Below are 21,879 nucleotides of genomic sequence, written 5' to 3' on the forward strand. Positions count from 1 at the left end.
AACACAGTAATTTCTAGAGGATGGGCAAAAGGGAAACCGATTGTCGCACCCTCTTTTTTGCTTTACGAAGAAAGAGAGCAGGGGTGTTATGCAAGAATATATTCTGCGTCTATGCAAAGAGTTGGAACGCCAGCAGATTTGGGAAAAAGAAAGCCGCGTACTTTTGGCGGTATCCGGGGGCGCAGATTCCATGGCGTTGCTGGGGCTTGTCCAACAGCTACCGTCGGAATGGCAACCGCAGTTTGCGGTAGTGCATGTCCATCATCATCTTAGGGAAGAGTCAGATGAGGAATTCCGGATAATCCAAGAGTACTGCCGGAGCCAAGGGATAGTTTTTTTTGCAGAACACTGGTACGAAGAGGACCATCCCAAGTCAAACCTCGAAATGGCGGCGAGGGAATTCCGCTATGCCTTCTTTGCCGACATAATGGGAAAATGGCAAGCGACCCACTTGGCGACAGCGCATCATGCGGATGATCAACTGGAGACGATTCTGATGCGTTTGGTGAGGGGAAGCACGCTCAATGGCATCTCCGGAATCGCTTTTTCACGCGCTTTTGGTCGTGGTCAGCTCGTTCGCCCTTTGTTATCTTTCCAAAAAGACGAACTCTATCAGATTTGCGGAATAGCCGGGATCCCTTATCGGGAAGACAGCACCAATTCAGAGCTGACTTTCACGCGGAACAGATACCGCAACCGCATCATTCCGCTCCTGAAGTCGGAAAATAAGCAAGCAGCCAGACATTTCGGCGATTTTTCGGAAGATCTGCAGGATGTATTGAAAGTCGTCCAACCGATCATAGCGCAGGCGTTTCACTCGTTGTTCACCAAGGTTGATTCGGACTGGGTATTGGATCTGAACGCATGGCAAGCGTGTGATGTTTCCTTGCAACGGCTTGTACTCAGTCATTTTGTGACGGAGCAGATGATTCCGGCAGGCCATGACTTCCGAAGGAGCCAACTGACTGCTGTGATGGATCTTGCCGAAAACCAAGCCCCCCAAAAGCAAATATCTTTGACGGGAGGGTGGCAGGCCAGAAAAAGGTATGATAAACTTATTTTCTTATCCCCTGATGCGGCCAAGAACGATTTTTCTGAATTTTCTGAGGAATTGGAGCTAAATAAATGGGTAACCTTGCCATCTCATGGTAGAATAGGGTTATTTCATAGCGATAATGCGTTTTCAAAAGGACTGCCTTTGGATGCCCAAAGCTTAGGAATCATGGATGAATCGGCACTTATGCCTTTAATCGTACGTTCCCGGCGTTCTGGCGACAAGATCGTTTTGAACAGAAACAAGCCATTCACAAAAAAAGTGAGCCGGCTTTTTGTGGATAAAAAAATTCCGGATGAAGAAAGACGAAAAGCCTGTATTGTCACTGATGGCGAGGGACGTATTTTATGGGTGCCGGGCTACGCCCAGTCCGTCTGGTTGTCCGAGAATGAAGAGGAACAAACGCATTACAGATTGATTTACATTAAATAAATTTTTGAGGTGAAAGAAATGTTGCATCCTGATATCAAGGAAGTATTATACAGTGAAGAAGAAATCAGCGCAGTAGTCAAAGACTTGGGCGCGCAATTGACGAAAGAATATGAAGGGAAAAATCCATTGGTGATCGGCGTACTGAAAGGTGCCGTCATGTTCATGACCGACTTGTCGCGCGCCATGGCCTGCGATCTGGAATTGGATTTCATGGATGTTTCCAGCTACGGAGCCGGAATGGAATCAAGCGGCGATGTGAAGATCCTGAAAGATTTGGATACGACAGTGGACGGACGCGATTTGTTGATAGTGGAGGACATCATCGACACCGGACGGACTTTGAGCTACCTGATCGAAATATTTAAGTACCGTAAAGCCAAATCCATCAAAGTGGTCACTTTGATGGACAAAAAAGAACGCCGCGTCGTGGAATTGGAAGCGGATTACATTGGTATCAATGTTCCGAACGAGTTCGTTGTCGGATACGGATTGGATTTCAACGAAAAGTACCGGAATCTCCCTTATATCGGGATTTTAAAAAGCGAAGTTTATGAGTAAAATCATTCGTTAAAATTGGTCAGATATGATATGATTAATGAGATACCAGTATATTGAGCAAACAAAAAAGATGAGACGTAAGATAAAGTCTGCGAAGAACGATATCTGACGAGGAGGTTCTAATGAAAAAAAATAATTTTCTTAAAAGCAGCGGCTTTTATGTGCTGATCTTCCTTGCGATCATTGCAGTGGTTTCGATGATTACAGGCGGCATGGAGACAGAGACGAGCCAAGAAATTTCATCAAGCGAATTTATGGATGCCTTGAACTCGGAAGAGGTGGATAACTTTACGATCCAACCGGGTGCAGGCGTTTATGAAATCAGCGGTGAATACCGCACTGAGCAAGAACTGGAAGTAAGTGATTCATCCAGCGATCTGCTGTTGTTCGACGATACGACCAGTACAACCACGAAGAATTTCACAACCAGAGTTTTACCGAATGATGAAACTCTGAAACAGATCACTGATATCGCTGAAACGACGGATACACAGATGGTGCCGTTGGAAGAAGATCAGTCCGGCGCATGGATCAGCATTCTGTTCAGCGTATTGCCGATCGTAATCTTTATCTTCTTCATGTACATGATGATGGGTCAAGCTGGAGGCGGACAAGGCGGTAACCGCAATGTCATGAACTTCGGCAAGACGAAGTCTGAAGATGCTACCAAGAAACCGATCAAAGTACGTTTTTCTGACGTCGCCGGTGCAGAGGAAGAAAAACAAGAACTTGTCGAAGTTGTGGAATTCCTGAAGGATCCACGTCGTTTCACGGCCCTTGGAGCAAGGATTCCGGCAGGGGTTTTGCTTGAAGGACCTCCTGGAACAGGTAAGACCTTGTTGGCCAAAGCTGTCGCAGGTGAAGCCGGTGTGCCTTTCTTCTCGATTTCCGGTTCGGAATTCGTGGAGATGTTCGTCGGTGTCGGCGCCAGCCGTGTGCGTGATTTGTTCGATCAAGCCAAGAAAGCTGCTCCTGCAATCATCTTCATCGATGAAATCGATGCGGTTGGACGTCAGCGTGGCGCCGGTATGGGTGGCGGACATGATGAACGCGAACAGACACTGAACCAATTATTGGTCGAGATGGACGGTTTTTCCGGCAATGAAGGCATCATCGTAATTGCCGCTACCAACCGTTCGGACGTACTTGATCCGGCATTGCTTCGTCCAGGCCGTTTTGACCGCCAAATTTTGGTCGGAAGACCGGACGTTAAAGGCCGAGAAGCGATACTGAAAGTACATTCCCGCAATAAACCGTTGGCAAGCAATGTTAATCTGAAGGTTGTAGCGCAACAGACACCAGGTTTCTCCGGAGCGGATTTGGAAAACTTGTTGAACGAAGCTGCCCTGGTCGCGGCCAGACGGAACAAAACAAAAATCGATGCACTTGATGTGGATGAAGCGCATGACCGCGTCATTGCCGGTCCTGCCAAGCGGGATCGTGTCATCAGCAAACGCGAACGCGAAATGGTTGCTTACCATGAAGCCGGTCACACGATTGTGGGTATGGTCTTGAGCGATGCACGCATTGTCCACAAAGTTACGATCGTTCCGCGCGGTCGCGCTGGAGGATATGCAATCATGCTTCCAAAAGAGGATCGATTCCTTATGACGAAGGATGAGTTGTTGGAACAAGTTGTCGGCTTGCTTGGTGGACGCGTGGCGGAGGAAGTTGTCTTCAACGTCCAAACTACGGGCGCCAGCAACGACTTCGAACAAGCTACCGGCTTGATCAGAAGCATGGTTACCGAATACGGTATGAGCGAAAAATTGGGTACTGTTCAGTATGAAGGAAATCATCAAGTATTCGTCGGACGTGACTATGGACAAACCAAAGCTTACTCTGAAGATATTGCATACCAAATTGACTCGGAAGTCCGTCGTATGATGAGTGAAGCGCATATCAGAGCGCGTCAAATCATCGAAGAACACCGTGAACAACTGAATTTGATCGCTGGGAAATTGTTGGAACTGGAAACATTGGATGAGAAAACCATCCGTAGTCTGTTTGAAACAGGTCAAATGCCTTCGGACTCAAATTCTGAAGAATATCCAAGTGAAAAAGCGCAGTCTTTTGAAGAGGCCAAACGGGCTCTTGAAAAGAAAGAGGCTGAAAAAATTCGTCAGGAAGAGCAAATGCTTGCTAATGACGAAACCGAAACGTCACCCGAAGTCGGATCACCCGCTGTTGGTGAAAAAGCAGAGGATGAAGCAACAGACACCGAACAATAAAATATAGTTTTACAAAAAGTCTGGGATGGCCATCCCAGACTTTTTGTCATCACTCGTTCAGCTGCTCAAAAGTAAGTGAGCAAAGTGTGGTTGCTTTCGTACCGACCTATAGTAGAATAAGAGAGAAACAATTTAAGAATACAATGGAGGATTATACATGACTGACTATTTAATTAAGGAATTGGCCTACGAAGGACAATTCCGTGCCTATGCGATCGACGCCACACAAGCGGTTGCTGAGGCTCAAAGAAGGCATGATACATGGAGTGCCTCTTCTGCCGCTTTAGGCCGTACAATGGTAGGAACCTTGTTGCTGGCTGCAGCCGGGTTGAAAAATGAAGAAAAAATGACCGTCATCGTGAATGGGGATGGCCTTGGAGGCCGCATCCTTGCTGACGCGAACGGGAAAGGCGATATCAAAGCCTATATTTCAAACCCAAACGTCAACCTTGCATTGAACGATCATGGCAAGCTGGATGTACGCGCAGTCGTTGGGACTGAAGGCACTTTGACCGTCATCAAAGATTTAGGTATGAAAGAACCATTCACAGGACAAGTTTCCTTGGTCAGCGGTGAATTGGGCGAGGATTTCACTTACTACATGGCAAATTCTGAGCAGATCCCTTCAGCGGTTGGGTTGAGCGTATTGGTAGATACGGATGATTCGATCAAAGCGGCTGGCGGATTCATGATTCAGGTTATGCCCGACGCCAGTGATGTAGCCATCACGAAAGTGGAACAGAATATCGCAGCCATTCCGTTAGTCTCCAGGTTGATGGAAAATGGGGAAACCCCTGAAGAGATTTTGGCGCGCATATTGGGCGAAGAAAACGTTGAAGTATTAGAGAAGATGCCGGTACGTTTTCACTGCGATTGTTCAAGAGAACGTTTCGGTGGCGGGTTAAGTTCGATCGGTAAAAGCGAGTTGCAGGAAATGATCGATGAGGATCACGGGGCTGAGGTTGTCTGCCATTTCTGCGGCGAAAAATACCACTATTCGGAAGCAGACCTGCAGGAACTCGTGACGGCCATTGATGAAAAACGCGCTGCCAATATCTGATGACACCGGCGTTTCGCTTGTAATGCGGTTTCACGTAACCTACAATGAATGTAATCTATCCGTTTTTACGGATCAGTAAAATCTATCTGAGCTGGAGGAATCGACATGGTAAAAATAGTCTCATCAATTGCGAGTCTGATCGGGGAAACGCCGATGATCAAACTGAATAAAGTGGTGCCTGAGGGCGGGGCTGATGTCTACGTCAAGCTGGAGTCGTTCAATGCGGGCGGAAGTGTGAAAGATCGCATTGCTCTGAATATGATTGAAGTGGCTGAAGAAGAAGGTCTTCTGAAGCCCGGATACACAATCGTTGAACCGACCAGCGGGAATACAGGTGTAGGATTGGCTATGCTGGCTGCGGCAAAGGGCTACAAATCCATTTTTGTGATGCCTGATACGATGAGCATGGAAAGACGCCTGTTGTTGGCAGCTTATGGCGCAGAGTTGGTTTTGACCCCGGGTGCTGAGGGGATGAATGGCTCGATTGCAAAGGCGAGGGAAATCGCTGCGCAACCGAATCACTTTATGCCGATGCAATTCGATAACCGCGCCAATCCTGCTGTCCACGAAGCCATCACCGGTCCCGAAATCATCGAGGCATTTGAAGGCAAGACACCGGATGCCTTTATCGCCGGAGTCGGAACGGGCGGAACCGTGACCGGAGTCGGCAAGGCTCTGCGCAAAGTCAATCCGAATGTAGAGATATATGCGTTGGAGCCGACCGATTCGGCTGTATTGAGCGGGAAGCCGAAAGGCCCCCACAAAATTCAGGGTATCGGTGCGGGCTTTATCCCGTCCGTATTGGATACTACCCTATATAATGGCATCGTCCAAGTATCCAATGATCAAGCCTTCGAAATGGCTCGCCGTGTTGCAAGGGAAGAAGGCATTCTGGTAGGCATTTCAGGCGGAGCTGCCATCGCTGGTGCCATCGAAGTGGCCATCCGTTTAGGCAAAGGGAAGTCCGTCGTGACTGTGGCGCCGGATAACGGAGAACGCTACCTGTCGACGCCTCTGTTCAGCGTAGAATAATAAATGGAAAAGAAGGGCAGGCCGATCGTACGGCTTGTCCTCTTTTTATTATTGGAGAGTCAACAAACATAATCGGATAAGATATTTTTCTTTTCTTACGGATTGTAAGATGATAGAATGGTCCAAGAGTTTTTTAAGCATCCAAAAAACGGATGGGATCAACATAAATAAACAACAAAGGAAGTAAAAAATGTATAAAATCGGCAATATTGAAATCAATAATCCAGTCGCAGTGGCACCAATGGCCGGAATCAGCAACGCTGCCTTCCGTGTCACCGTCAAAGAGATGGGTGCAGGTTTGGTCGTCTGCGAGATGATCAGCGATAAGGGTATCCAATTCCGCAATGAGAAGACCTTGCGGATGCTGCACATCGAACCGAATGAATACCCATTGAGCGTCCAGATCATGGGCGGCAACAAGGATACGCTAGTGGAAGCCGCAAAATATGTGGCGGAAAACACGGAAGCGGCCATCATCGACATCAACATGGGCTGCCCTGTCAGCAAAGTCATCAAGGCGGAGGCGGGGGCCAAATGGTTGTTGGATCCGGGCAAAGTCTATGAGATGGTTTCTGCAGTTGTGGATGCTGTGGAAAAGCCGGTTACCGTGAAAATGCGGACGGGTTGGGATTCCGATCATCTGTTTGCAGTGGAGAATGCTTTGGCTGCAGAACGCGCTGGTGCATCTGCCGTTGCGATGCATGGACGCACGCGCGTACAGATGTATGAAGGTAAAGCCGACTGGAATATCTTCAAGGATGTCAAACAAGCCTTGACGCGGATTCCATTGTTGGGTAACGGCGATGTGAAGACGCCCGAAGATGCGAAGCGGATGATGGACGAAACGGGCGTGGACGGTGTCATGATCGGCAGGGCTGCTTTAAGCAACCCTTGGATGATCAAACAGACAGTCCACTATCTTGAAACCGGAGAAATGCTGCCGCAATCGACCCCGCGTGAGAAGCTGGAAATCGCCAAGCTCCACTTGGGCAGATTGACCGATCTTAAGGGCGAAACAGTCGCTGTCAAAGAGTTCCGCAGCATCGCGGCTTACTACCTGAAAGGCATTCCGCGCGCTTCAAAAACAAAAGCAGCAGTCACGTCTGCTTCCAAACAACAAGAAGTTGTCGACTTGTTGGATCGCTTCATTTTTGAAATTGAGGAACGCGAAGCTTCGAAAGAAGCGCGTACATTCGAGAAAATCGAAATAAATGGCTAAGACGGCTTGATTTTTCACTCTTTTATTGGCAATATTAAGAAGATTATGAATCAAGAAGATTTAAGAACGGAGTGACCTCATTGAGTCAAGAAAAACATTCAGAAGAAATGAATGACCAATTGCTGATTCGCCGCGAAAAAATGCAGACTTTACGCGAAGAAGGAATTGAACCCTTTCAAAATGGTTTTGTAAGAACACATTTATCCGCAACTATCCATCAAGATTTCGATGCTTTTACAAAAGAGGAAATCGAAGCAAAAGATGAAACCATCGTTTCCGTAGCCGGCAGAATCATGACAAAACGCGGTAAAGGGAAAGTAGGGTTTGCGCATTTGCAGGACAGCAAAGGCCAAATCCAAATTTACGTGCGCAAAGACACTGTAGGGGAAGAAAATTATGCAATCTTCAAGCAAGCCGATCTCGGCGATATCATTGGCGTAACGGGGCCGATCATGAAAACGGATGCCGGTGAAGTAACCATCAAACCGACGCAGCTTGTGCATTTGACAAAAGCGTTGCGTCCTTTGCCTGACAAATATCACGGTTTGACAAACGTTGAACAGAAATACCGTCAACGTTATCTTGACTTGATCAGCAACAAAGAGAGCTTCAATAAGTTCGTGCAACGCAGCCAGATCATCAGCGAAATCAGAACCTACCTGAACGGACTCGGCTATTTGGAAGTCGAAACACCGACTTTGCACAATATGGCTGGTGGCGCAACCGCAAGACCGTTCATAACGCACCACAACGCGCTGGATATGGAACTTTACATGCGCATTGCGTTGGAGTTGCACCTGAAACGCCTTGTGATCGGCGGCATGGAAAAGGTTTATGAAATCGGTCGTGTGTTCCGTAACGAAGGGATCGATACGACTCACAATCCTGAGTTTACGATGCTCGAGATGTACACAGCTTATACCGATTTCCACGATGTAATGGAAGTGGTTGAAGGCATCTTTGAGACGGTTACGACAAAAGTCAAAGGATCCTCAACAGTTGTCTATGACGGTACCGAAATCAACTTGGCCGGACCATACCCGCGCATCCACATGGTTGATGCAGTCAAAGCAGTTACGGGTGTTGATTTCTGGGCTCCGATGACGGACGCAGAAGCGCAAGCTTTGGCGGAAAAACACAATGTGCCGTTCACGAAGAACATGACAGTAGGGCACATCATCAATGAATTCTTCGAGGCGTTTGTGGAAGATACGTTGGTTCAACCGACTTTCATTTATGGTCATCCGCTGGCGATTTCTCCATTGGCGCGCAAAAATGAAGAAGATCCGCGCTTCACGGACCGTTTTGAAATCTTCATCATGGGCAAGGAGTACGGGAATGCCTTTACTGAGCTTACGGATCCGATCGATCAAAGAGAGCGTTTCGAAGCACAAGCGATGGAAAAAGAACAAGGCAATGACGAAGCGCATGGCGTTGACGAAGACTTCATCGAGGCTTTGGAATACGGTATGCCTCCGACAGGCGGTTTGGGCATCGGTATCGACAGATTCGTGATGATGTTGACGGACAGTCAATCAATCAGAGACGTCCTGCTGTTCCCGACAATGAGAAATTTGGATATTCAATAGTACATAAGTGAGGGGCTGCCGCAAAATCGCGTCAGCCCTTCTTTCGTTTGTGGGCAGCAACGCGCGTGAATCAATGGAAAAACGAGAATTATTTCAAATAAAACAAGACAAACTGTTGACGGACAGAAATATACATGTTATGATTCAAAAGGTGATTTTATACACAGATCCCTGAACATATCTTTCAGTCGTGCTGACTGGTGTATGAGAGTCACAGAAAGAATAGTAGGTCGAAATATTCGATTTATTTATTTTTTTGACAAAAAAGGAACCACCTGGATGTGTGGACCTAGCTATCCCATCGAGGAAGGAGGAAAATCAATGCCTACAATCAATCAATTAGTGCGTAAACCACGCCAATCCGCTATTGAAAAATCAAAATCTCCTGCTTTAGGAAAAGGTTACAATAGCTTCAAAAAATCTCAAACAAATACAAACTCACCTCAAAAACGTGGTGTTTGTACTCGTGTGGGTACAATGACTCCGAAAAAACCTAACTCAGCGTTACGTAAGTACGCTCGTGTACGTCTGTCCAACTTATTGGAAGTTACAGCTTACATTCCTGGTATCGGACATAACCTACAAGAACACAGCGTGGTGCTTATCCGCGGCGGCCGTGTAAAAGACTTGCCAGGGGTACGTTACCATATCGTTCGTGGAGCTCTTGATACAGCCGGCGTAAACAACCGTCTGCAAAGCCGTTCTAAATACGGTGCTAAGAGACCTAAGAAAAAATAATTAAACAATAAACGAAAAAAGAAAAGTTAAGGAAGGAGGAATTTGAATGCCTCGTAAAGGTCCAGTCACAAAACGTGAAGTAATGCCAGATCCGATTTACAATTCTAAATTGGTGACTCGTTTGATCAACCGTATCATGGTTGACGGAAAACGTGGTAAAGCTGCTACCATTTTATATAACGCATTTGAAATGATTAAAGAATCTACAGGAAACGACCCGTTGGAAGTTTTCGAACAAGCTATGAAAAACATCATGCCTGTTTTAGAAGTAAAAGCACGTCGTGTAGGGGGTTCTAACTACCAAGTTCCTATCGAAGTACGTCCAGATCGTCGTATGGCTTTAGGCTTGCGTTGGTTGGTAAACTACTCTCGTCTACGCGGTGAAGATACTATGGAAGAGCGTCTTGCTAAAGAAATCATGGACGCTGCTAACAACTCTGGTGCTTCAGTTAAGAAACGTGAAGATACACATAAAATGGCAGAAGCTAACAAAGCTTTCGCTCACTACCGTTGGTAAAATTTTCTTGCAAGAATTTTTTCTTGCAAGAAATTTGCTTTATGGTTGCGTAAGTCCCCATTTTTCCAATAAAATGGACTTGCAATTACTTTTAAAAGAAAGAGGTGTTTGAAGAAGATGGCACAAAGAGAATTTTCTCTACATAATACGAGAAATATCGGTATCATGGCTCATATTGACGCTGGTAAAACAACGGCAACTGAACGTATTTTGTACTATACCGGTAAAATCCATAAGATCGGTGAGACCCACGAGGGTGCTTCACAAATGGACTGGATGGAACAAGAACAAGAACGTGGTATCACCATCACTTCAGCTGCTACTACTGCACAATGGAAAGGGTATCGCGTAAACATCATCGATACTCCTGGACACGTTGACTTCACTATCGAAGTTGAACGTTCCCTGCGTGTATTGGATGGCGCTGTCGCTTTACTTGATGCACAATCAGGTGTAGAACCTCAAACTGAAACAGTTTGGCGTCAAGCTACAACTTATGGTGTTCCTCGTATCATATTCGCTAACAAAATGGATAAAATGGGTGCAGATTTCTTATACTCTTTAGGCACTCTCCACGACCGTCTGAATGCTAATGCGCATCCGATTCAATTGCCGATTGGTTCAGAAGATACATTCAAAGGGATCATCGATTTAGTCGAAATGAAGGCTGAAATCTATGACAACGATGAAGGTACTGAATACCATGAAGAAGATATCCCTGCGGAATATCTTGAAACAGCTGAAGAATGGCATACAAAATTAGTTGAAGCTGTCGCTGAAACTGATGAAGCTTTGATGGAAAAATATCTTGATGGTGAAGAAATTACGAAAGAAGAATTGAAACAAGGTATCCGTACTGCTACATGTAATGTAGAGTTCTTCCCGATGCTTTGCGGTTCTGCTTTCAAAAATAAAGGCGTTCAATTATTGCTTGATGCAGTCATTGACTACCTTCCGTCACCATTGGATGTTGCTGCCATCACAGGTACTGACGTAGACACTGAAGAACCAATTGCTGTCCCTGCAAGCGACGAAGCGCCATTTGCAGCTTTAGCATTTAAAGTTATGACTGACCCGTTTGTGGGCCGTCTGACGTTCTTCCGCGTATATGCTGGTACTTTACAAAGTGGTTCTTACGTTCAGAATGCTACTAAAGGCAAACGCGAACGTGTAGGCCGTATCCTGCAGATGCATGCTAACCACCGTAACGAAATCCCAGAAGTATTTGCTGGAGATATCGCTGCTGCAGTTGGTTTGAAAGATACGACTACAGGAGATACTTTGTGTGATGAAAAGAAACAAGTAATCCTTGAATCCATGATTTTCCCGGAACCAGTTATCGAAGTTGCTATTGAGCCTAAATCAAAAGCTGACCAAGATAAAATGGGTATCGCGCTACAGAAGCTTTCTGAAGAAGATCCTACTTTCCGTGCTTCCACTAACCCAGAGACTGGTCAAACGATCATCGCTGGTATGGGTGAGTTGCACTTGGACATCATCGTTGACCGTATGAAACGTGAGTTCAAAGTTGAAGCTACAGTAGGTGCTCCTCAAGTATCTTACCGTGAAACATTCCGTCAATCCGTTCAAGCTGAAGGTAAATTCGTTCGTCAATCAGGTGGTAAAGGTCAATTCGGTCACGTATGGGTTGAGTTTACTCCTAATGAAGAAGGAAAAGGCTTTGAGTTCGAAAATGCTATCGTCGGTGGGGTTGTTCCTCGTGAATACATCCCTGCAGTTGAAGCTGGTTTGAGAGACGCTATGGAAAATGGTGTTTTGGCGGGCTTCCCATTGGTTGACGTTAAGACTAAATTGTATGATGGTTCATACCATGATGTCGATTCATCTGAAACAGCATTTAAAGTTGCTGCTTCACTTGCTTTGCGTAACGCAGCCAAAAAAGCTGATCCAGCAATCTTGGAACCAATGATGGCTGTAGAAATTACAGTTCCTGATGATTATTTGGGAGATGTAATGGGACACGTAAGTTCTCGTCGTGGACGTATCGAAGGTACTGAAGCACGCGGAAACGCACAAATCGTTAAGAGCAGCATTCCATTATCAGAAATGTTTGGATATGCTACGACTTTACGTTCTTCTACACAAGGCCGTGGAACATTCTCAATGACATTCGATCATTACGAAGCTGTTCCTAAAGCTGTTCAAGAGGAAATCATCAAGAAGAGCGGAAAAAATAGCGAAGAGTAATCTCGCTGTTGCTTAGCTTGTATATTGCTTTTTCAAGCACAAATCGGTATACTTTATACGATAGACGATTAGAGTCTAGACAAATTATAAGCACTCAATATGAGGAGGAAATGATTTAAAATGGCAAAAGAAAAATTCGACCGTTCAAAACCCCATGTTAACGTTGGTACAATCGGACACGTTGACCATGGTAAAACAACTTTAACAGCAGCTATCACTACAGTTTTAGCTAAAAAAGGTTTCGCTGAGGCATCTAACTATGCTGCAATCGATAACGCTCCAGAAGAAAGAGAACGTGGTATCACGATCAACACTTCTCACGTGGAATACCAAACTGAAACTCGCCACTACGCTCACGTAGACTGCCCAGGCCACGCGGATTATGTTAAAAACATGATCACTGGTGCTGCACAAATGGACGGCGCTATCTTAGTAGTATCTGCTGCTGATGGTCCAATGCCACAAACTCGCGAGCACATCCTGTTGTCTCGTCAAGTTGGTGTTCCTTACATCGTAGTATTCTTGAACAAAGTCGACATGGTTGACGACGAAGAATTATTGGAATTAGTTGAAATGGAAGTTCGTGACCTGTTAACAGAATACGATTTCCCTGGCGACGATGTTCCTGTAATCGCTGGTTCAGCTTTGAGAGCTCTTGAAGGCGACGAGTCTTACGAAGAAAAAATCTTGGAATTGATGGCTGCAGTTGATGAGTACATCCCAACTCCAACTCGTGACACTGACAAACCATTCATGATGCCTATCGAAGACGTATTCTCAATCACTGGACGTGGTACTGTTGCTACAGGCCGTGTTGAACGTGGACAAGTTCGCGTTGGTGACGAAGTTGAAATCGTCGGTATTGCTGAAGAAACTAAGAAAACAGTTGTTACCGGTGTTGAAATGTTCCGTAAATTATTGGATTACGCTGAAGCTGGCGATAACGTAGGAGCTTTGTTGCGTGGTGTTACACGTGATCAAATCCAACGTGGTCAAGTATTGGCTAAACCAGGTTCAATCACTCCACATACAACTTTCTCTGCTGAAGTATACGTACTTTCAAAAGAAGAAGGCGGACGTCACACTCCATTCTTCACAAACTACCGTCCACAATTCTACTTCCGTACAACTGACGTTACAGGCGTATGTAACTTACCAGAAGGCGTTGAAATGGTAATGCCTGGCGATAACGTTACTATGGAAGTTGAACTGATCCACCCAATCGCTATCGAAGAAGGAACTAAGTTCTCTATTCGTGAAGGCGGCCGTACTGTAGGCGCTGGCGTTGTAGCTTCAATCTCTAAATAATTTTATTTCCGAATAAAATTTAACACGAAAAAAAGACTGCCCTCGAGGCAGTCTTTTTTCTTCGTTCAGATGTCGAATTCCATTAGTGCGTAAATGAACAATTTCATCTCTGACATAACTTTTTTGTAATTGATTTTTGGAATCTTTTGTTATGCCTGTTTATCCTTACGAATAGTTTTTGTGAAAATGGTCCCATAAAAAACTATTGTACAATGGATTTTATTGAAAAAAATAACGAATACCATAACCAAATTATCATTAAAGAATGCTGTATTATGAATTTTACTCTTTAGCCTTTTCGGATGATAATAAGTACATAACGAATGTGAATTAAAACACAAAGGAGTGAAGTTATGCATACTGTTAATTATGAAGTGAAGGACCATGTAGGTGTGGTCATGTATTCGAACCCGCCGCTCAATATCTTGACGATGGCTGGTCTGGCCGAATTACAAGAAGTATTCAGACGAGCGGATAGAGATCCGGAGGCACATGTCATCCTGTACTCGATGCCGATGCAGAAAAAAGTGTTTTGCGCAGGGATGGATCTGGATGAAATGCTGGCCTACGAAAACATCCGAAAATACTGCGAAGTATCAAAAGAAATATTCGCTACGCTCCAAGCGGTCAAAAAACCAACCATCTATGTCTATGATGGGATTGTCCGTGGTGGCTCGTTTGAAATGTCGCTTTTTGCTGATTTCCGGTTCTGCGGGGAAACAACAAATATCGCACTGCCTGAAATAACTATTGGGATCATCCCTGGTGGTGGCGGAACACAAACTTTGACCCGCTTGATCGGAGAGGCCAAAGCGAAAGAAATTATCATGACTGGTCGAGCATTGAAATCGGACGAATTGAAGGCATTGAATATCGTGAATGCAGTATATCCCTCTGAGACTTTGTTGGAAGATGCTCTAGTTTTTGCCAAAAAAATGGCAATGACTTCTCCGCTTGCTCTGCAGGCTGCAAAACGCGCGATTCAAGAAGGACGGAATGCCACTATAGAAGCGGCGCTACGGATCGAAACAAGTCATTTTGTTGAAAATTTCCATACCCATGATGCACATGAAGGTATTGCTGCTTTCCGAGAGAAAAGACAACCTTGTTATCAAAATAAGTAAATCTCAAAAAATAAATCTGAACAGAAAGAGGAATGAAAAATGTCACTAAAAAACTTATTAGGAATCGAATATCCAATTTTCCAAGGAGCCATGGCTCGTATCGCTACCGCCGCATTAGCCGGTCCTGTATCAGAAGCGGGTGGCTTGGGAATCATCGGATCAGGCGGATTGACTGCTGCAGCGGTTGGTTTTGGTACTGTCGTCACTGCCGCTGCAGGATTTGAAATTATTTCCCAATATATATTGTCTATACCTGGAAATCCGCTCATCAGCTTGTCGATAGCGACAGCATTGATGTCGATCATAACTGGATCATCATCAGGAACATCGGCTATCATCGTTCCTGCTTTTGCCCAGAACTATATTGATATGGGGATACATCCTGAAGTTATCCACCGTGTAGTTGCGATTGCATCAGCTGCTTTTACTGCGATGCCTCATAGTGGCATCGTGTTGACATTCTTTGCGGTTTGCAAACTCAATCATAAAAATGCGATGAAATATATGTTCGTGATTATGACTGGTTCGAATGTCGCTGCATTAGTTGCAGTGCTGTTCAGCGCTATCGTGCTTAACTTGAAATAAGTGCCGCCGCACTCTCGTTAATTCAGTCATGGGTTAAGCGGGAAGGTTCATCTTAAGTCAGATGCTGGCCGACCGTAAAAATGGAGTATTCATCAACCGAATTCAGGATATAAGACAAAAAGAAGATTATCAGGGCTGACCCGATGATCTTCTTTTTGTGTTGCTCATTCGTTTGGATATTCCAACGCTTCCTTGCCTACATCCCCGGTGCTGACTCGGATGACGTTCTCTACATTATAGATGAAGATTTTTCCGTCACCGATGTTGCCGGTGTACAATGCTTTTCTGGCAGCGTCGACAACCTCTTGGACTGGTACTGTGCTGACAACGACTTCGACACGGATCTTCGGCAGCAGGTCGGCTTCGGTTTCGACACCCCGGTAATAAGTGGAGTGGCCTTTTTGCATGCCATAGCCGAATACGTCGAAAACAGTCATTCCAGTGATACCGATGCTGTTCAGCGCTTTTTTCAGACTCTCGAATTTGCTTTCGTTCGTGATGATTTCTAGTTTGGTGATTTTATTATCTGCATCGTAGACCCCTGTTGTGGCGCCGGATGCCTGGTACTCAACAACCACTGATTTGTTCAGGTCTTCAAGGGATGGATTTGCGAAAGCCAGTTCGGGACCATTGCCTGCGAAAGCGCGCTCCTGGAATTTTTGAAAGGCCGTTCTCAATTCGCCAGGCACGACAGATCTATCTTTATTTGAATGAGTCGGTTCGCTCAAGGCTATAGCGATGCTGCCGTACGCAGTTTCGCCGTGGATGGCATAATCCAATCCGATTTCTTCTTCTTCAGCAGAGACGCGCAGTTGCATAAATTGGCTGATCAATTTCAACAAGAGGTAGGATACGATGCCGGCGTAAGCAACTACGGCAGCGATGCTGATGACTTCTGCGATAAGCAGTTTGAAATTTCCGTCCACTAAGCCACCTTCGATAGCAGGGTTGATTGCGCTTGTAGCGAATATTCCTGTTGCGATTCCGCCCCAGATTCCGCCGATGCCGTGGCAACCGAATGCGTCCAGCGCATCATCATAATCGAATTTTTTCTTTAGAACAGTGACACCATAGAAACAAACAATCCCACCGATGAGTCCGATCAAAAGGGAAGCAAACGGGCTGACGAAACCTGCGGCTGGAGTGATGGAAACGAGGCCTGCCACGATTCCGCTGACAAATCCCAGTGCAGTCGGCTTCTTGTGGAGCGTCCATTCGCACACCATCCAGCTCAATCCTGCGGCAGCTGCGGAAGTGTTCGTTGTGATGAAGGCGTTCAAGGCGATATCGTTGATGGCCAGGGCGCTTCCCGAATTGAAACCGTACCAACCAAAGAGCAGAAGACCGGCACCGATCATCGTCATTGGAATATTGTGAGGTTTGATTGAATCATGGTTGTTTCGTTTGCCGATATAGATGGCTGCCACCAACGCCGAAACACCTGAACTGATATGGATGACACTACCGCCTGCAAAATCAAGTGCATCCAATTCACGGATCCAGCCGCCATTTCCCCAAATCCAGTGTGCAATCGGATCATAGACGAATGTCGTCCATAACAGGATGAAGGAAAGGAATGCAGGGAACTTCATGCGCTCCGCGATACTTCCGGATATCAAAGCCGGTGTGATAATGGCGAATGCCAATTGGAACATCAGGAATAGCTGATGGGGAATCGTGGGTGCATAGTCGATCGGCGCAAAGTTTACATTGTTGAGCAGCGCGAAAGAGCCGTCACCGATCAGCGGCCCGTGTCCGCCGAATACAAATGAATAACCGAACAGAATCCATTGGATGGAAACGACGGCTATGGCTGTATAACTGTGCATCGTTGTGCTAAGGATATTTTTCTTCCGGACCATCCCTCCGTAGAATAGGGATAAAGCGGGCGTCATCATCATGACTAAGATCGTTGCGAGGAAGACGAAAGTTGTGTCGGCATAATTAATGTTCTCCATGTAGATTCTCCTTCTGCTGCTTAATATTTTTTTGAGTACTTTGTGATGTTCCTTACTTTACACCCTGAAAAATATAAAAGCATCCTAATGATGACGAGTCGCGTCATGAAATGTTACATGAACGAGGCGCTGTTGCGGCTGGATGTGCTGCGAGATGCGCTTGCAGTAAAAAAAGACCAATGCGCGCGCAATAAGTCCTGCGTGGACGTCATAAAACCGGTTTGAGCGTGTGAAATGCGCGAAGATAGCTGACATGAAACGGTTCCCCAATTAAAAAGACTGAAAAAAGAGCAATATATCAGCAAATTTCATGCGTCCTGCCGATGGATAAACCCAGCGAACTGATCCGGACATCCTGTTTCTTCTATTATATAGGCAATTCGAGATTGGCAGAGAGGGCAACCGAAAAGAAAAAGACAATCATGAGTAAGGAACGTTACTAATGGACTTGCATTCTTCTTGCCGTTCAGTATAATAGTTAAGGGACTAAATGCTTCTTAGTGCGCCGGCGATACTGGTCTTTTAGGCAAGAATGGAAATTGCAGATTATTTTCAGAAAAGACTTGCTTTAACTGAGGGGATTATGTATAATATATTGGTACGGCATTCATGTTTATGAATAATGTATTGGTGACCGTTCAAACGGAAACCGCAGCTAAGAGACGAGAGGTTGCGACACACCCGGTCGCTTTGTCACGGCGGGTGTGCCGGGGAATTTTCGTGGAGCTAGTCTTATGAATTACATCTGACGAAGGAGGGAACAACATGGCAAAACAAAAAATACGTATTCGTTTAAAAGCATATGAACACCGTGCTCTTGATCAATCAGCGGATAAAATCGTGGAAACAGCAAAAAGAACGGGAGCTACCGTTTCTGGTCCGATTCCATTGCCGACTGAAAGACAACTATACACAGTGATCCGTGCTACTCACAAGTACAAAGATTCTCGTGAGCAGTTCGAAATGCTTACACACAAACGTCTAATCGACATCATCAACCCAACAACAAAAACTGTTGACGCTTTGATGAAGCTTGACTTACCAAGCGGCGTAGACATCGAAATCAAATTATAATCAAACCTATCATATAAAAAACAAACGGAGGTGTTACCATGACCAAAGGAATCTTAGGCAAAAAAGTAGGAATGACTCAATTCTTTACTGCAAACGGTGAGTTAGTACCAGTTACAGTTATCGAAGCTACTCCAAACGTTGTTTTACAAGTTAAAACCAACGAAACAGACGGCTACGAAGCGGTACAACTAGGCTACCAAGAAATGCGTGAAGTATTGTCAAACAAACCTGCTAAGGGTCATGCAGCAAAAGCAAAAACTGCTCCTAAGCGCTTCATTCGTGAATTTAACAATGTTGAGCTGGGAGAATACGAAGTAGGAAAAGAAATCAAAGTTGATATCTTTGAAGCAGGCGACATTGTTGATGTCACTGGTACCACTAAAGGACATGGTTTCCAAGGCGTAATCAAACGTCACGGACAAAGCCGCGGACCAATGGCCCACGGATCTCGTTACCACCGTCGTCCTGGTTCAATGGGTGCTGCTTCATTCCCATCCCGCGTATTCAAAGGCAAAAAATTAGCAGGACGTATGGGTAACGATCGCGTTACTATCCAAAACCTTGAAATCGTTATGGTTGACGTTGAGAAAAACGTTATCCTGATCAAAGGTAACGTACCTGGTTCTAAAAAATCATTAATCGAAATCAAAGCAGCTCGCAAAGCTGTTAAAAAATAATAAAAAAAGAGAGGAGGAACGAGAATAATGCCAAACGTAGCCTTATTTAAACAAGATGGAACACAAAACGGTGAAGTGACTTTGAATGAAGAAATCTTTGGGATTGAGCCTAACGAGAACGTTGTTTACGATGCAATCATCATGCAACGCGCTTCATTAAGACAAGGAACTCACGCAGTGAAAAACCGCAGCGCTGTCAGCGGTGGTGGTCGTAAACCATGGAAACAAAAAGGAACAGGCCGTGCACGCCAAGGTTCAATCCGTTCACCACAATGGGTTGGCGGTGGAGTTGTCTTTGGACCAACACCTCGTTCTTACAGCTATAAATTAAACAAGAAAGTTCGTCGCTTAGCTATCAAATCAGTTCTTTCAACGAAAGTTGCTGAAGGAGACTTGATCGTAGTTGAAACATTGAACTTCGATGCACCAAAAACAAAAGAATTTGCAAATGTGTTGAAAAACCTTAACGTTGATACGAAAGTATTGGTTGTTGTTGAAAACGACAACGATTTTGCAGCATTATCTGCACGTAACATTCCTGGCGTAACAGTCGTTAACGAAACAGGAATCAACGTATTGGATGTTGTTTCAAACAACAAATTAGTCTTGACACAAGCTGCTCTTTCTAAGGTAGAGGAGGCTCTTAAATAATGGAAGCAACAGACGTTATCAAACGCCCAATCATCACGGAAGCTTCTATGCTTGCGATGGATGAAAAGAAATATACCTTTGAAGTAGATGTACGTGCTAACAAAACGTTAGTTAAACAATCTGTCGAAGCATTGTTCGGCGTAGATGTTAAAAACGTGAACATCATGAATGTCCGCGGCAAACTTAAACGTATGGGCAAATACAAAGGCTATACAAAAAAACGCCGTAAAGCAATCATCACTTTGACTGAAAATTCTAAAACAATCGAATTATTCGAAAATTAATTTTCTGAAATAATCAAATAGGAGGGGAAAAAACGTGGCGATTAAGAAATACAAACCTACCACAAACGGCCGTCGTAATATGACTGGTTCTGATTTCGCAGAGATCACAAAAACAACACCTGAGAAATCTTTGATCGAACCAATCAAAAGAAAAGCCGGTCGTAACAACCAAGGTAAAATTACCGTTCGTCATCAAGCTGGTGGACACAAACGTGCTTACCGTGTGATCGACTTCAAACGTAATAAAGATGGAGTTATTGGTATCGTCAAAGCTGTCGAGTACGATCCAAACCGCACTGCAAACATCGCGTTGATCCAATATGTTGATGGAATCAAAACTTACATTATTGCCCCTAAAGGCATCGAGGTAGGCCAACAAATCGAATCTGGAGTAGGATCTGATATCAAAATCGGAAACGCAATGCCATTGGCAAACATCCCAGTCGGTACTGTTATCCATAACATCGAAACAAAACCAGGTAAAGGCGGTCAATTGATCCGTTCAGCTGGTACAAGTGCTCAAGTACTTGGACAAGAAGGTAAATATACATTAGTTCGTTTGAACTCAAGCGAAGTACGTTTAATCCTTTCAACTTGCCGTGCGACAATCGGTTCAGTAGGTAACGAACAACACGAATTGATCAACATCGGTAAAGCCGGACGTAACCGTTGGTTGGGTAAACGCCCTACTGTCCGCGGTTCTGTAATGAACCCTAACGATCACCCACACGGTGGTGGTGAAGGTAAATCTCCAATCGGACGCAAAGCGCCAGTTACTCCTTGGGGTAAACCTGCTCTGGGTTACAAAACTCGCAGCAAGAAAGCTAAATCTAGCAAGCTGATCGTTCGTGGACGCAAAAAATAATTATCACAACAATAATTGACTGAAGCAACACATAATCGAAAGGAGGCTTCACCATGGGTCGTAGTTTGAAAAAAGGACCTTTTGTCGATGAACATTTAATTAAGAAAGTTGAAGCTGCTCTAGCTAGCGAAAAGAAACAAGTAATCAAAACTTGGTCTCGCCGCTCTACAATTTTCCCACAATTCATCGGACAAACGATTGCAGTTTATGATGGAAGAAAACACGTTCCAGTTTACATTCAAGAAGACATGGTAGGACACAAATTAGGAGAATTCGCTCCAACAAGAACATACCGTGGCCATGCCGCAGACGACAAGAAAACAGGTCGCCGTTAATTACGAGGGGAGGAAATAACATGCCAGAACAAATCACAGCTGCAAAAGCATCTGCACAAACTGTTCGCATTGCCGCTCGTAAGGTTCGTTTAGTAGTGGATCTTATCAGAGGCAAGAGCATCGGAGAAGCAATCTCCATTCTGAAATTCACACCGCGTGGCGCTTCGCCCGTTGTAGAAAAAGTGTTGATGTCAGCAATTGCTAATGCAGAACATAATTATGATTTAGATATCGAAAACTTGGTAGTAAGCGAGGCTTATGTTAACGAAGGACCAACGATGAAACGTTTCCGTCCACGTGCAAAAGGATCAGCTTCACCAATCTTAAAACGTACTAGCCACATCACAATCGTGGTATCAGAAAAGAAGGAGGGATAATCT

General features: G+C 45.0%; 20 protein-coding genes and 1 pseudogene. 20 read left to right on the plus strand and 1 reads right to left on the minus strand.

Annotation, left to right across the window (positions count from 1 at the left end):
- The first annotated feature begins 88 nt into the window (after positions 1–88).
- The 13 genes and pseudogenes from tilS to ACTCCX_RS05195 all read left to right on the plus strand — a co-directional run.
- Positions 89–1,486, plus strand: a complete 1,398-nt coding sequence (gene tilS / locus ACTCCX_RS05135) for a tRNA lysidine(34) synthetase TilS (protein WP_463275041.1) — start codon at positions 89–91, stop codon at positions 1,484–1,486.
- A gap of 18 nt (positions 1,487–1,504) precedes the next feature.
- The gene (gene hpt, locus ACTCCX_RS05140) at positions 1,505–2,044 is read left to right on the plus strand and encodes a hypoxanthine phosphoribosyltransferase (RefSeq protein ID WP_463275042.1); all 540 of its coding nucleotides are present in this window, start codon (positions 1,505–1,507) and stop codon (positions 2,042–2,044) included.
- 122 nt (positions 2,045–2,166) lie between these two features.
- Positions 2,167–4,275: an ATP-dependent zinc metalloprotease FtsH gene (gene ftsH / locus ACTCCX_RS05145; RefSeq protein ID WP_463275043.1), complete on the plus strand. Its 2,109-nt coding sequence runs from the start codon at positions 2,167–2,169 to the stop codon at positions 4,273–4,275.
- Positions 4,276–4,432: 157 nt separating this feature from the next.
- The gene (gene hslO / locus ACTCCX_RS05150) at positions 4,433–5,335 is read left to right on the plus strand and encodes an Hsp33 family molecular chaperone HslO (RefSeq protein ID WP_463275044.1); all 903 of its coding nucleotides are present in this window, start codon (positions 4,433–4,435) and stop codon (positions 5,333–5,335) included.
- A 105-nt stretch (positions 5,336–5,440) separates the two neighbouring features.
- Positions 5,441–6,367: a cysteine synthase A gene (gene cysK / locus ACTCCX_RS05155; protein ID WP_463275045.1), complete on the plus strand. Its 927-nt coding sequence runs from the start codon at positions 5,441–5,443 to the stop codon at positions 6,365–6,367.
- Between the two features lie 190 nt (positions 6,368–6,557).
- The gene (dusB, locus tag ACTCCX_RS05160; RefSeq protein ID WP_463275046.1) at positions 6,558–7,586 is read left to right on the plus strand and encodes a tRNA dihydrouridine synthase DusB; all 1,029 of its coding nucleotides are present in this window, start codon (positions 6,558–6,560) and stop codon (positions 7,584–7,586) included.
- 107 nt (positions 7,587–7,693) lie between these two features.
- On the plus strand, positions 7,694–9,175 hold the full coding sequence (gene lysS / locus ACTCCX_RS05165; RefSeq protein ID WP_463275070.1) for a lysine--tRNA ligase: 1,482 nt from the start codon (positions 7,694–7,696) through the stop codon (positions 9,173–9,175).
- 321 nt (positions 9,176–9,496) lie between these two features.
- Positions 9,497–9,913, plus strand: a complete 417-nt coding sequence (rpsL, locus tag ACTCCX_RS05170) for a 30S ribosomal protein S12 (RefSeq protein WP_068623373.1) — start codon at positions 9,497–9,499, stop codon at positions 9,911–9,913.
- Positions 9,914–9,959: 46 nt separating this feature from the next.
- A complete protein-coding gene (rpsG, locus tag ACTCCX_RS05175) occupies positions 9,960–10,430 on the plus strand; it encodes a 30S ribosomal protein S7 (RefSeq protein ID WP_068559002.1) in 471 nt (156 codons plus the stop codon).
- A 117-nt stretch (positions 10,431–10,547) separates the two neighbouring features.
- On the plus strand, positions 10,548–12,638 hold the full coding sequence (gene fusA, locus ACTCCX_RS05180; protein ID WP_463275047.1) for an elongation factor G: 2,091 nt from the start codon (positions 10,548–10,550) through the stop codon (positions 12,636–12,638).
- 120 nt (positions 12,639–12,758) lie between these two features.
- Complete coding sequence (tuf, locus tag ACTCCX_RS05185; RefSeq protein WP_463275048.1) at positions 12,759–13,946, plus strand: elongation factor Tu; 1,188 nt, start codon at positions 12,759–12,761, stop codon at positions 13,944–13,946.
- A 353-nt stretch (positions 13,947–14,299) separates the two neighbouring features.
- Positions 14,300–15,070, plus strand: coding sequence for an enoyl-CoA hydratase/isomerase family protein (locus tag ACTCCX_RS05190; protein ID WP_463275049.1), 771 nt, complete (start codon positions 14,300–14,302; stop codon positions 15,068–15,070).
- 39 nt (positions 15,071–15,109) lie between these two features.
- Positions 15,110–15,244: pseudogene (locus ACTCCX_RS05195) on the plus strand (nitronate monooxygenase); the annotation flags it as partial.
- A gap of 575 nt (positions 15,245–15,819) precedes the next feature.
- Here ACTCCX_RS05195 and ACTCCX_RS05200 read toward each other — a convergent pair.
- The gene (locus ACTCCX_RS05200; protein WP_463275050.1) at positions 15,820–17,613 is read right to left on the minus strand and encodes an ammonium transporter; all 1,794 of its coding nucleotides are present in this window, start codon (positions 17,611–17,613) and stop codon (positions 15,820–15,822) included.
- A 765-nt stretch (positions 17,614–18,378) separates the two neighbouring features.
- On the opposite strand from ACTCCX_RS05200, the gene rpsJ reads away from it, so the two are divergent.
- From rpsJ to rplV, 7 genes are read left to right on the plus strand one after another with little or no spacing between them, the layout of a single operon-like run.
- The gene (rpsJ, locus tag ACTCCX_RS05205) at positions 18,379–18,687 is read left to right on the plus strand and encodes a 30S ribosomal protein S10 (RefSeq protein ID WP_068623097.1); all 309 of its coding nucleotides are present in this window, start codon (positions 18,379–18,381) and stop codon (positions 18,685–18,687) included.
- 38 nt (positions 18,688–18,725) lie between these two features.
- Positions 18,726–19,364 (plus strand): 50S ribosomal protein L3, encoded by a 639-nt coding sequence (gene rplC, locus ACTCCX_RS05210; protein WP_086942208.1) that lies wholly within the window; start codon positions 18,726–18,728, stop codon positions 19,362–19,364.
- Positions 19,365–19,391: 27 nt separating this feature from the next.
- A complete protein-coding gene (rplD, locus tag ACTCCX_RS05215; RefSeq protein ID WP_463275051.1) occupies positions 19,392–20,015 on the plus strand; it encodes a 50S ribosomal protein L4 in 624 nt (207 codons plus the stop codon).
- A complete protein-coding gene (gene rplW, locus ACTCCX_RS05220; RefSeq protein ID WP_086942210.1) occupies positions 20,015–20,299 on the plus strand; it encodes a 50S ribosomal protein L23 in 285 nt (94 codons plus the stop codon). The genes rplD and rplW overlap by 1 nt, the downstream gene beginning before the upstream one ends.
- Before the next feature lie 34 nt (positions 20,300–20,333).
- Complete coding sequence (gene rplB, locus ACTCCX_RS05225; RefSeq protein ID WP_086942211.1) at positions 20,334–21,164, plus strand: 50S ribosomal protein L2; 831 nt, start codon at positions 20,334–20,336, stop codon at positions 21,162–21,164.
- Positions 21,165–21,217: 53 nt separating this feature from the next.
- Positions 21,218–21,499, plus strand: a complete 282-nt coding sequence (gene rpsS, locus ACTCCX_RS05230; RefSeq protein WP_068558985.1) for a 30S ribosomal protein S19 — start codon at positions 21,218–21,220, stop codon at positions 21,497–21,499.
- A gap of 20 nt (positions 21,500–21,519) precedes the next feature.
- Positions 21,520–21,876, plus strand: a complete 357-nt coding sequence (gene rplV / locus ACTCCX_RS05235; RefSeq protein WP_068558983.1) for a 50S ribosomal protein L22 — start codon at positions 21,520–21,522, stop codon at positions 21,874–21,876.
- Positions 21,877–21,879 lie beyond the last annotated feature (3 nt).

Source organism: Trichococcus sp. (assembly GCF_055118575.1).